This is a genomic window from Pseudobacillus sp. 179-B 2D1 NHS, from assembly GCF_045370945.1.
GTDB lineage: Bacteria > Bacillota > Bacilli > Bacillales > Domibacillaceae > Pseudobacillus.
On the sequence record NZ_JBIQDP010000049.1, the window covers coordinates 1 to 12902 of the forward strand.

Below are 12902 nucleotides of genomic sequence, written 5' to 3' on the forward strand. Positions count from 1 at the left end.
TGTTTGACTTGCTCATAATTTAAAAATAAGAATTAACTTACTGGCATGTATTTTGTTCAGTTTTCAAAGATCAATTCGTTTTGTTGCCGTTATCAACGACAACTATATTATAATAACATATTACAATATTGGTGTCAACATTTTTTTATAAAATGTTTTTTAAAAACGCCTTCTTTTAACGGCGGAAAACCAATATACCATGCGATTAATAAATAAGTCAATAAGTTTTTTAGAAAAAATAGAAAGTAATTAAGTTCTACAGCAATGACAGATAGTTGCACATAGATAAAAAACAAAAAATCCTCCATTCAAAGAGGATTCATCGTTCAAATTTCACTCGTTCCATAAATTTAACGCCCGCTGTTTGCGAAGCTTTATAGCGTAATAAATGGGTAAGATAAGCATCCAAGTTAAACTGCTCTCTATTAATAAAGTTGATCAACGTTAATTCCTTTGTTTCTATTACCCCTTTATATTATATGCTTTTATTTTATTGTATAGAGTGACCCGGGAGATTCCTAGTTTTTTAGCTGTCGCACTTTTGTTTCCATAAGTTTCAGCAAGAACTGCCTCTATTCTTTCCTTTTCTAAAAGGGCTTTCTCTTGAAAGAGGCTGTCACTCTCTGCTTCATTCGGTAGTTCTCTTTTTATATCCACTGGAAAAATAGGAGCAATGTCTTCTGGAGTTATGGTCGCTTCATCAGTGAAGATAATCATTCTTTCCACCACATTTTTTAGTTCTCTGATGTTGCCGGGCCATTGATAGTTCATGAACATTTGCAGAGCGCTCTTCGAAAGATTTGGTTCTTCTTTCTGATACTTTATAGCGTACTCTTGTATAAAACTTTTGACTAAGGTCGGAATGTCTTCAATGCGCTCCCGAAGTGAAGGGATTTTCAAGGTCACTACATTTAGCCGATAATATAAATCCTCGCGAAATGTTCCTTGCTTAACCATTTCCTTTAAATCACTGTTAGTGGCCGCCACAATTCGGATATCAACCTTTATCGATTTATTTCCACCGACTCGACAAACCTCTCTTTCTTGTAATACCCTCAACAGTTTTACTTGCATGTCAAGAGGTAGCATGCCGATTTCATCTAGAAATAAAGTCCCTCCGTCTGCCATTTCCACTTTCCCTGCTTTACCATCCTTATACGCACCTGTAAAGGATCCTTTTTCATAGCCGAAAAACTCACTTTCAAATAATGCTTCAGGAATAGCCCCACAGTTAATCGGGATGAACGGTTGATCTTTTCTTAAGCTAGCTTCATGAATGCCTTGTGAAAATAATTCTTTACCAACACCACTTTCTCCTTGAATCAAAACCGTTGCGTCAGTTTTCGCCACCTTGAGAGCCAATTCCTTCGTTTGCCTTATAGCCATACTATTTCCTTTAATCTCAGCTAAAGGACCGATTTGTCCTTGTAAATTGTACTGCTGCTTTAATTTTTGCAATTGTGTAGTCGTTAATGCTAACTTCTCATTCAACTTTACGACATTTGTAATATCTTGATCTATAGAGATAGCGCCGATTAACTTCCCTTCTCCATTAAAAATAGGAGCTGAACTAATCATTACATGTTTATCTGGACGGGGCTGATGATAGGCATTGAAAACGGGCTTTTTGGTTTCTAGTATCTCTAACACTTTTAAATCTTCTTTTTTAAAGAACTCACTAATTCTCTTATTTTTAATTTTTTTCAGCGGGATACTATAGATTAATTCGGCCTGCTTATTCCAATATTCCACTTCTCCCGATGAGTTTACTATCGTCACTGCGTCTGGGCTCATCTCAATTAGCGATCTTAAATAATGGGTTGAATGTTCAAGTGGAATTTTGCTCACTATATAGCCCCCTTAGTGTAAATTTGCAAAGTAGTTATCCAATCTAATTTTACACTTTTGTAAACTTATTAAACAATTTTATTTTACTTAATAACAAAATTAATAGCAATGCGCCTACTGTACGCAATAATCAAGTTGGCACGCTAATTGCTTATATAACTATATAAACGTTTATATACATTTTTCGGGAGGTTACGAACAGATGGTAGAATTAAAAGACTTCAACTTCATTGAAACAATTGATGCCCATGCCATGGGAGAGGCCGCTAGAATCGTGGTTAGAGGTATGCCGGAAATCCAAGGCCAGACGATGATGGAAAAGAAACAGCACGTGCAAGCGGAGATGGATAACATCCGCAAGCTTCTTATGCATGAACCAAGAGGACACTTAAATATGTTTGGGGCTATTTTAACTCAACCTTGTCACCCCGAATGCGATCTTGGTGTGTTGTTTATGGACAGCGGCGGTTACCTGAATATGTGTGGTCACGGAACCATTGCTTCTATTACAGTGGCTATTAATACCGGTCTTATCGAAAAAAAGGAGAAGATTTTTCTAGACACGCCTTCTGGAGTAGTTGAATGTTATGTCACATATGAAAATTCCAAAGTGAAAGAGGTCTCTTTTATAAATGTACCTGCCTTCTTATTGGAGAAGGATATCAAAATTTTAATAAAGAATGCGGGTTGGATAACGGTAGACATCGCTTTTGGAGGAAGCTTTTTTGCGATAGTGGATGCCGAGCAGTTCAATTTAAAATTGAATATTGAGGAGCAGGACAAAATAGCTGCCCTTGGTACAACGATTAGAGAAGCCGCCAATCAGCAACTAACGATCAAACATCCTGAGATACCGGAAATCAATACAGTTGATCTAGTCGAATTTAGTTTACAATTAGGTAAAAATCATTATAAAAATACTGTTGTTTTTGGAGATGGACAAATCGACCGGTCTCCCTGCGGAACTGGAACATGCGCGAAACTCTCTACACTAAACTTAAAGCCGGGTGAACAAATCATTCAAGAAAGTATTATTGATTCTCAATTTAAAGGAACAGTAGTGGATTATACAAAAGTCGGAAATTATAAAGCTATCATTCCTAAAATTACTGGGTCTGCATGGATAACCGGGTTCCATAAATTTTCACTGGAAGCCACTGATCCTTACACGGAAGGATTTTTATTGAAATAACGTGACGCCATAAGAAACAAATGTGCATTTTTTGAAAACGCACAATACGATTATTTAGACAAAGAAAAGGAGAATGGCTAATGCGCCATCCTACCTTAAGAATCAAACAAAGGCACAACAACACCCAATTGAAAGCGCTATCTTTATTGAAAAATGAATGATCAACTCTAGCCCAACAAGGAAAGGAGAAAAATAATGGAAAACAAATTACCATTCTCACAAATACTTGCCATTGGTTTAATGCTTTTCGCTATGTTTTTAGGTGCAGGAAACGTTATCTTTGCTCCCATGGTTGGCCAACAGGCCGGTTCAAATACATGGATTGCAATGGGGGGATTTTTAATAACAGGAGTTGGATTAGTTCTATTGGCTATCATCGCTTTAACTCGCGGCGGCGGAACAATTGAGAAATTGGCGGAGAGAGTTCATCCAACCTTTTCCATCGTGTTTTCAGTCTTATTATTCTTAACTCTTGGATCCATCTATGTTATTCCACGAACCACATCCGTCGTATATGAAATTGCTATTAACCCGTTAACAGGTGCTGCATCGAACACAAATCTATATCTGCTTATTTTTTCAGTTCTATTCATCGCTCTAACAATCTTGCTTTCCTGGAATACAACGAAATTTGTTGATCGCCTGGGGAAAGTTATTACCCCCATTTTCGTCGTATTATTAATTATGTTAATTGGAAAATCAATAATTACGCCAATGGGAAGCATTAAACAACCTCAAACAGAATACTTAAATGACGCTTTCTTAAAAGGATTCACTCAAGGCTATTACACAATGGATGTGCTTGCAGCTTTCGTATTTGGTGGTATTTTCATTAAATCCATTAGTTCGTTAGGAATCAAATCCGAAAAAGCTGTCTCAAGCTTATTTATTAAAGCTGGTATCATCACAATTATTGGATTAATCGCTCTTCAAGTTTCCATGGCTTGGATTGGCGCCTCAAGCGTAGAATCTATTGGATTGAAAACCAATGGAGGAGAAGTCTTAGCACAAAGCGCCATTACTTTATTTGGTGAATACGGCATCTACATGATCGGAACCATCATCCTCTTAACAGGGATTACAACCAATGTAGCTTGTTTAGCAGCCGTCTCCGAATATTTCGAAAAAATCATTCCTTCCGTCTCTTATAAGAAATGGGTCATAGTCTTTTCTATATTGGGACTAGTGATTACAAACTTTGGCTTGAACACGATTTTAACTTTAGCCTCTCCAGTTTTATTATTGCTTTATCCTTTGGCTATTGCTCTGATTGGTTTAATCTTTACGAATAACCTATTCAATGGTCATCGATCTGTTTATATTGGGACAACTATTGGAACCGGAATGGTTGCAATCTTAGATGCAATCAAAGAAGCAGGACTCGCACCAGAAACAATAAATGCCTCCTTTGGCTTCATTCCTTTATTTGAAAACGGTGCCGGCTGGATTATTACCGGTTTAATAGGGTTCTTTGTAGGATTAATCATAGCAAAATCAAGAAACGAACCTTCCACCTTGATTACTATGACTGGCCAGGAAATACACAAGGCTCAATAAAGACTTAAATTCTTCTTCAAGAGTAGCGACATAAAAATCCGGATTTACGATGCTAAGGAATTTACAATAGTAAAAAGTCCAATTTCTTAATTTTAATAATGAGAATTGGACTTTTTATCATGAAGAATCTCTATAGAGTCAACAGGAAAGAGAACACTTTAAACTTACCAAATTATAAGCTTATATACTCGTTTTCGTTTTTTCTAAAAACCATGGTTTTTGAGAGATACCAAATTGATAATTAAATATCCTCAAAATTTAAGGATATTCATATCAAAATCTATATTTCTAAAAGGGATGTTTTTGATAGAAAAAAAGAAAATGACTTAAAGGGGAACGTTCTATGATAATTGGGTACGCAAGGGTTAGTACAATTGATCAGTCACTGGATTTACAATTAGACGCCTTGAATGAATTTAGTTGTGATGAAATTTTCAAAGAGAAAGTATCGGGCGCAAAAGACGAGCGAGAAGAATTAAAACAGGCACTGAGAATGCTACGTACCGGAGACAAGTTTGTAGTTTATAAATTAGATCGTCTGGTCAGATCCACAAAACGCCTAATGATAACTAGATTAATTAATCATCAACAAGTTTTAAAATAGCAAAGGCTCTTCATACGTTTTTAGTCTTTCTTTAACCCAAATCAGAACATCTTCCGTCATTCTTAAGCATAGTTGAGCGTCCTTTAATTCCGTCTTTTCAGGATACAGTTTCCCATCAATCTTAGGAGCCTCTGTACTATGTGCACCTAAGTCACAAGTAAAAGAATATAATTGATATACGAGGTTGTATCTTGGGAAATTAAACCTTTTGTCATTCTCAAACTCAAACTTATCATTTGCACTACCTTGGGGAATCTTATTTGGGGCTTTAACATTTTCAACATAGGCGTCTGTACTATCTCCCCTGCTTTCCATCGATGATGCACTTTTTTAAATTCTTCTGTTTTCTGAGTCTTCGGACGGCTAAAATGTAAAAAGACGATAAAGTAATTTAAAAAGCCAAACAAGCATACCCCCGTCCTGAATTTAGGATGGGGTAAAAATATAGTTGTTTAATTTTGATATAAGATACTTCACTATACTAAAAAATATGGTAATAGATTCGTTTAAAAAAATATAAGGTTTATTCAAAAAATAGCGCCCGTTTGTTGAAGGTCGTTATTCAACTAAAGCCCGAGTAAGCTAAAGTACAAATCTTCACACACTCTTTTCTAAATTTTTAATTCTTTTTTCTAATTTCTTCTTTTGACACAATACACCAACCGTTTACTTTAAGTCTCTCTATATAAGTCTCTATCTCGATTTCTTCCCTTTCTAACTCAAGGGGGGATAGTGAAACCCAGCATTCATTTAAAGCATAATTCATTGTAACCTTAACAACTTCATATCCATTATGAAATCCTGGATGGAATCCTGGATCATCTAAAATATCCCCTTTTACAGGACGAGTGTTAGATTCAAATGTTTTTATAACTATTTCTCCGATATTGTTTTCTTTTTGTTCTTTTATGGATGATATAAAAATCATTAAATTTATTTTCATCATAATCTCCTTCTTTACCTTAAATTGATTAATTCAGTTCTCTCTCTCCACAATACTACAAAATAGTGATATTATCCCTAATCCGCTTCGTTAGTTCAATAAGAATTATACTACTTTATTATCTCTGAACGTCAAAGCGATGCTTACTAATTGAAGTAAAAAGCAGCCAAAACTGTGTAGTAATCTTAGCTGCTTTATAGAATGTCCCCAAAGTATGATGTGAGAACGTTTTTTAGTTCTACTCCAAAATATGGCCTGATTGCGGAACAAGAAAAAACCCTGCATTTCAATACAGGATTTTTGATCACACTTTTTTAAAAATAATTAAACTTCATTATAAACGATCAGACTTTTTTATAAATGATCGAACTTTATTTCAAAGCCACATTACAAAAGATCTGAGCCTTTTCCCCTCAGTTGCTTACGCATACTAAAAATGATTTTTGTGTAAAAGTGTACTTTTACGCACGGGTAGAATCAAAAAATCCCCCTTACAGCAATCAAGTTCGATCATTTTCGTGATCTTATTTCGTTGTCTGTCTGTTTTTCCAATTGCGCTTCTAACTCTTCCTGGCTATTCCCTGTCAACCAGCGGATGATTTTCTACCCCGTTAACAAGGTCATTTATATATTAAAACATTAGAATAACCAATGTATTTCAGCCCTTAACTTTGCTCGAATCGTTATCGCAGGCATTATGATATGTATTGTTTACTAAAATAGTATAACCCTCAAGGTGACACCCCTGTATTTCTTTACATTAAAATTTTTTTCTCGAGATCATTAAACAATCTAAATATCATTACTCGCTCACCTGTACGTGAGCTTATATCAGTATGAAAGCTTTTTACTTTTTCTCCGGTAATAGTTAGTATAATATCCTTGAGATCTTCTATACCTGATTCAACTAATTCCGAACGGGTTTTCTTTATAGTTAACAGTCCTTCTTTTGTTTCACAAACGGTATATTCAGCTGGTGTTAAAATGCCTTGTAAATTCACAATTATCATATCCCGTAATATATCTGTTTTAACAGATACAGATCCACGCCCAAGAAAGTCCTTTTCCCATTGAGTAATTGCCTTACTTATCTCAGATTCATAAGAACCTTTGGATGTTTTCATAAATTTCACATCTCCTACAGAACAAAAAATTATTTTTTATTTCACTAGCTATTCCTAGAGGGAGACCAAGATCCTCCCTCCTCCACCCCAAGATACTAAATGATGATTAGGTAAGCGTTGACGCTGTTTTATTAATAGGAACCTCAGCAATTGAGAACTTTTCATCTTTAGTATTAACTATTAAACCTCGAACTTTAACATATGACGGCACTAATGGATGATGATGAATCGTATTCACACAGTTTTCGATATTGTCACTACCATTTTCTTTTCCATTTAGCCACTCATTAACTGTACCACCCGGATATTCAGGTCTGCTATTTTGAAAAAGATAATCCAATGTTTGTATTTTGTCTTTCATTGAATCAAGTTGAGTAAGTGCATTAACCGAGGCAGTCTCCCTATCTTTTGTCCCTACAACAAAAATCTCCTCAACATTTTCCTGATAAATAGCAATAATAACCGACCTCATTATATCTCCATAAGGATTGGAAATGACAGGACCATAGCATTGTATAGTCAGCATGTTTTCTGGCCGAATATTAGTCACTTCTTGTAAAATAGGCTCCAACTCGTTTTCCATGTCCGTTAAAAATAATGCTTTTTGGTTTTTATCTAAATTCATATAATACACCCCTTCTCTATGCTTATAATTTGCTGATTAAGCAGCAAACAGTTAATAGCAGTTACCAGTTTTCCCAACGTCCGTTGGAATCAATACTAGCAAGTCGAACCCATCCATTTTGAACTTTTTCTCGAAACCCGGAGTCATTATTTAATAATCTTTCTATATATTTGCTAGGTGCTTGGATGACAATCAGCAAACGAAGAGGAGAATGATAAACCTCGTGATCTGATTGCATAACGGATTGCCAAGGCAGTCCGGCTAACAAGTCACTTGCATTTCCCTGCATAACACCGAGACCCGCTGTAACGGTTTGAGTTGCTTTATTTCCGCTGCCATAATAATGAGGTGCTACTGTTGAAGCGTAATATTGAAGATTAATCCATTGGGCCACCGTTCCTGGTCCTGCAATGATGTTAGCTAGGATATCACCCTGTTCATCCTGATTCCAATCATAATTATGAAGGAAGGCTCTACCTTCCAAGTCACAACCTTTAGTTAATTCACGTTGACCGATAATAAAAGCGGCATTGCGAGCTAGTCCCCATTCCGGACGTACCTCACTCCAATCTTTCGCAAATCGGTGTGCCTCCGCCTTCGGATTTTTAAATTTTTTATGGATGTTCGGTAATTGGGCTAGACGTTCTGCATTTGCATTATGGCTCACTTTCGGCATAATAGCTTCGATACGATCAAAGGCTTCTTTAGCAGCCTCGGAAAGCTCAGGAACATAAATCCAGTGTAATTCATCCACCGTTGTTTTATGCTCAGCGGCTGCGAAAACGGTGTCCTCAGGGATTTTAATTCCTTCAGAAGAAAGTGTTTCTCTTACTTCAGGAAGATTGCATAAAGTAGCTAGAACTCTAGCGTTGAATCCACCTGCCGCCCCTCCGCAGGCACCGCAGTCGAGAGCCGCAGCATAGGGATTGTTGGTACTTTTACTGCCATGTCCACATATTACGACTAATGGCGCGAAATTCTTTGTTAACCCCATCATTTTCAGAGCTTGGCGTGCATAAGCCACTTTTTCTTCTTCTGAAAAACCAACAGGCATCTCCGCTTCTGTATTAGGAACATGATTAAGTGAGAGCGTTGTATTAGGTTTACGTAACCAAGTCTCATGAAGCTTATGAATAAAACGATCTGCTCCCTTAGGCATAAAACTACGTGCTACCATTTGTAGACTAAGCCAAGGTCCACTTAGCTCAGGTAAAAGTAAGTTCGAAAGTACATTCTGTTTCATCATTTTAAATGTAGAGCTTAAGGAATTAACTGTCTGTTTACGCTGTTGATATGATTTGAATTCATTTTCATCTGCAGACTCTTTTATTTGATGTTGAGGCTTTAGGATAACCGGCAAGGAAGCATGACTGTGATTACACCCGAGTTCACTAGTTGCAATCGGTAAGCCAAAGAAACCGGCAATTCCAATCGTCTCAAACGGACCTTCTTTTTCAAGTTGACGACGAAAAGGCTCCGATCGTACATCAATGCAAAATGCCAATTGGGCTAATACAGATTTTTTATTGTCGGTCTCACATTGTTTAGAGATAATCTTCTGACTTAATTGATCTGTGTAGGTTTGTTCCCAAGCTGCTAACCAAAGTTTCCTGCGAAACTTCTCATCAAAACGATAAGCAAATGATAAATATTCGCTTTGTTCAGCCGCTGACATCTGTGACCATTCATCGATTGTAAGGTTCCCCCAATGAATCCAAGATGCTAAAAGGGGAGCAACTGAGATTTTTTTCTCCGATCGTTGATTGGCCAAAGGGAAGTAAGGCTTGATAAGTGCCCACTCCATAGAAATTCGAACCGCTAAATAGTCTGTTAGGAGTGCCTGCTCATGGCTCGATTGTCGAGAACGCCAAAGCATCATGCCTGCCCATCCAGGTAAGGAAAGTAAATGACTTTCAAGATAAGCCTGTATGTCTGATTCGGGAATTTCTAGTGCGAACAATGCTTCTTGCAAAGCCAAATGTGCCTCTTGCGGCCAATCTTTTAAACTTTCACGCTGCTTTTTGCCAAGAGCTGGATCATATTGAATGAGACGCTTCCAAGCACGATAGAAACCTTCCTCACGATTTGGCATTGTCCAACCTGCCTGAGAGTCATCAAGAAATAATTTGCACCACTTGATGACATGATGATCAAGAATATCGACTAATCTTTCCCCATCTTGATTTTCTATCTGCGAACTTATTGGTTGCATTGAAGAATTTTCGATGTTGTCCCTCTTCCATCCACTAAACTCATCTGCTAACTGCTCCAGTTTAGGTGATGACAAAAGGGTAGAAGGTAGTGGATCTAATTTTAGTGCGGCACGGCAAAATTGCTCTGCCACATCTTGTGGGATGTTAAATGGATGTGAATCAAGCCAATGCTGCAGCCCCATTTCCACATAAGCTTCATCAATCTCTCCCTTATTCTTCGCCGAAAGAATCATAGAGGCACTAGGGTATATATCAATATCACGAGTAGTTTTTAACCAACCTGCAACCTGGTCAAAAGATTGCTTTTCAAGTCCCAGCCACGGACTACGCGCTGCAAAGGTAGAAATAGGCCCAAGCGGTGCAATCACTTGGCTAGCTGCTTCAATTAAAACGTTAATATCACTTTCTTGAAAATCACTATTTGTATCTTTTATTTTAAAATGTTCCTTCGTTAATACAGATACACCCATCACTGATCGCCTCCTTATGATAAATATTGTTTAAGGTAGTTTGGATGACTTTCTACTGACTTTGGTTTCGCTTCACTTAACCGTACTAACCAAAGATAGAGTACTGCGAAGGAAACAGAAGAACGATTACGAGCAACCCACTTACCTATTGCACTACCAAATAGTAAGAGACATACAACAATGACAACAACTGATATCGGAGGTTGAGCACTCTGAAAAACGGTTGTATGCAACCACTTATAGAAGAGGTTATGAATGATAAAATAAACGAGGGCCACTCCTCCTAAAAGTGATAAGCCAGTAATTCGACCAATTCTCCCCTCTCCAAAAGCCACGAGCTGTGTCCAAGAAACGGACAATGACCACCCTAAGATTAAGGCACTAATCAATTGATACCCCTCTCCAGGAGTCGTGAGCCAAAAAGCAACCCCTACAACTAAGCCTAAAGACCGGCCAGCAATGATCCATAAATAGGATGAGTGTTCATTAACAACGCGAGGGGACACTTCGTAACGGCGCACCGCCGAACCAGACTGTAAAAACAGCGTAGCCTTGAACAAACCATGTAAAATAAGATGCATAATAGCTGCAATATACGCACCTAATGCACACTGAATAAGCATGAATCCCATTTGTCCGATCGTCGAGCCTACTAACTGACGTTTATAATCGACCTGAACTAAACTAATTCCCGATCCAATCAATACAGAAATACTGGCAAGAATAAGTAACACAACCGAAGCTATGTCCCTATCAAAGAGAGGGGAAAATCGAGTTAGCATAATCCCGCCTGCATTTACTAAACCTGCGTGCATTATCGCTGAAACAGGAGTCGAGGCAACAGCAGACTCAATTAACCACCGTTGGAAAGGCCACTGAGCTGCAGGAATTACCACTGCTAATATAATCAATAAATTAATCCCTGTTCTTTCCCATGGTGCAAGTTGAGCCAAACTGTCATTTGTTAGAGCTAATGGTAACTGCCATTGACCTGTGACTTGAAAAAGCCAAATCATCGCAAACAACAAAGAAAACCAACTTAATATAAATAATCGGCCAGCAACCTTGGCTGCTTCATTCGTTACTTTCCAAGCACTATTTAACCTTATCAGCAAGGTTAACCAGAGGAGAGTTGCTCCCCAACATATGACCATCAAGCGGAGATCCGCACTTAACCATGCAGTTGAAGTAACACCTGTAGTGAATGTAAAAAGGGTAAAATACTTACGATAATGGCGATCTCCCATTAAGTAACGTACAGAAAAACGCTGAATGATTAAACCAATTGTAAGAACAAAGAAAGCCATTAACCAAGCTAAGGAATCCAAGTACCAAGGACCCACATTTCCATTTACACTACTATTAGCAAGAGCCACCAAGGAAATCAAAGCCGGTAAAGCCACGATACCAATATGAATGCGAACAAAACTCAAGGGTATCCGTGGATGTAAAAACAATAGTCCACTTAGCCCAGAAGCAATAAGCGCAACAAAAAATAATGTTAACAATGATGACAAATTCAGCGAAACTAACATCTCATATTCTCCCTTTTTTAAGCAGCGTTAACGTACAAGAAGTCCTTTTAATTCAGGCGATATTTTTTCGATAATTTCATGCAGTTTTTTTTGCTAGTTACATGTTATTTTTCCAATAAAAAAACCGACAGCTTTGATAGTTCAATGATAATTTTCAATCATTGAACTATTAAAGTTGTCGGCTTCACTTCAACTAACTTCAGCAAAGTTTTTTGAAGTGCTACCTTTTATAGGTCATTTTAACTTATGTTTTAATTTCCTTCTAAAGAAGACATCGGTATCACTTTAATTTAATCTATTGAGGATGAAATAAATTAATTTATGTGACTGTTCCTTGTTTATATTAGGATGCTTTTTCATCCAGTCAATATTAAATATTAAAAGAATGCTAAAGGCCTAATTATTTAAAAGGGACAGAAATAACATTTGTCGATTATTAAGTTAAGTATAATTTATGCCATATTTTAAAAACTGTCAATAGGAAAGTCTTCCTACACTAGTTTAATAGGACCCAGCTTAGGATGTTGGGATACGTAGAATAAAGTATCCATTCCTTTTTTAATAAATAATATGTTTTGCAAACTATCGTTTTAGCTTAGCGTATTCCTTTACAGACTTATCAAAAAGTGGTTTACTGCAGAGTGGATTTGAGTCAATAATTTGGACACAAAAAAGTTAAGTCTTAAGCTGTCTTTCTAATTTGATCCTCAATAGATTGAGGTGTCTGATAACCAATGCTGCTATGAATTCTGTTTCGGTTATACCAGCCTTCTATAAACTGAAACATAGCC

9 protein-coding genes and 2 pseudogenes are annotated in these 12902 nt (G+C 37.1%); 3 read left to right on the forward strand and 8 right to left on the reverse strand.

Going from position 1 to position 12902, the window contains the following annotated elements:
- Positions 1–462: 462 nt before the first annotated feature.
- The gene (locus ACH0BF_RS24440; protein ID WP_406910470.1) at positions 463–1848 is read right to left on the reverse strand and encodes a sigma-54 interaction domain-containing protein; all 1386 of its coding nucleotides are present in this window, start codon (positions 1846–1848) and stop codon (positions 463–465) included.
- A 202-nt stretch (positions 1849–2050) separates the two neighbouring features.
- Here ACH0BF_RS24440 and ACH0BF_RS24445 point away from each other — a divergent pair, with 202 nt between their 5' ends.
- From ACH0BF_RS24445 to ACH0BF_RS24455, 3 genes and pseudogenes are all read left to right on the forward strand, one after another.
- Positions 2051–3040, forward strand: a complete 990-nt coding sequence (locus tag ACH0BF_RS24445; protein WP_340856764.1) for a proline racemase family protein — start codon at positions 2051–2053, stop codon at positions 3038–3040.
- Between the two features lie 195 nt (positions 3041–3235).
- Positions 3236–4597, forward strand: coding sequence for a branched-chain amino acid transport system II carrier protein (brnQ, locus tag ACH0BF_RS24450; protein ID WP_406910471.1), 1362 nt, complete (start codon positions 3236–3238; stop codon positions 4595–4597).
- 343 nt (positions 4598–4940) lie between these two features.
- A pseudogene (locus tag ACH0BF_RS24455) lies at positions 4941–5162 on the forward strand (recombinase family protein); the annotation flags it as partial.
- Between the two features lie 30 nt (positions 5163–5192).
- On the opposite strand, the gene ACH0BF_RS24460 reads toward ACH0BF_RS24455, so the two are convergent.
- The 7 genes and pseudogenes from ACH0BF_RS24460 to ACH0BF_RS24490 all read right to left on the reverse strand — a co-directional run bounded on the left by ACH0BF_RS24460 (position 5193) and on the right by ACH0BF_RS24490 (position 12111).
- Positions 5193–5516, reverse strand: coding sequence for a hypothetical protein (locus tag ACH0BF_RS24460; RefSeq protein WP_406910472.1), 324 nt, complete (start codon positions 5514–5516; stop codon positions 5193–5195).
- A 304-nt stretch (positions 5517–5820) separates the two neighbouring features.
- A complete protein-coding gene (locus tag ACH0BF_RS24465; protein ID WP_406910473.1) occupies positions 5821–6147 on the reverse strand; it encodes a hypothetical protein in 327 nt (108 codons plus the stop codon).
- A 525-nt stretch (positions 6148–6672) separates the two neighbouring features.
- Positions 6673–6747 (reverse strand): annotated as a pseudogene (locus tag ACH0BF_RS24470) (DUF2200 domain-containing protein); the annotation flags it as partial.
- A 152-nt stretch (positions 6748–6899) separates the two neighbouring features.
- Complete coding sequence (locus ACH0BF_RS24475; protein WP_120038583.1) at positions 6900–7268, reverse strand: Na-translocating system protein MpsC family protein; 369 nt, start codon at positions 7266–7268, stop codon at positions 6900–6902.
- Between the two features lie 106 nt (positions 7269–7374).
- Positions 7375–7893, reverse strand: a complete 519-nt coding sequence (locus tag ACH0BF_RS24480; protein WP_340856768.1) for a carbonic anhydrase — start codon at positions 7891–7893, stop codon at positions 7375–7377.
- Between the two features lie 61 nt (positions 7894–7954).
- Positions 7955–10576 (reverse strand): DUF2309 domain-containing protein, encoded by a 2622-nt coding sequence (locus ACH0BF_RS24485; protein ID WP_406910474.1) that lies wholly within the window; start codon positions 10574–10576, stop codon positions 7955–7957.
- 14 nt (positions 10577–10590) lie between these two features.
- The gene (locus tag ACH0BF_RS24490) at positions 10591–12111 is read right to left on the reverse strand and encodes an NADH dehydrogenase subunit 5 (protein WP_406910475.1); all 1521 of its coding nucleotides are present in this window, start codon (positions 12109–12111) and stop codon (positions 10591–10593) included.
- Between the last annotated feature and the right edge of the window lie 791 nt (positions 12112–12902).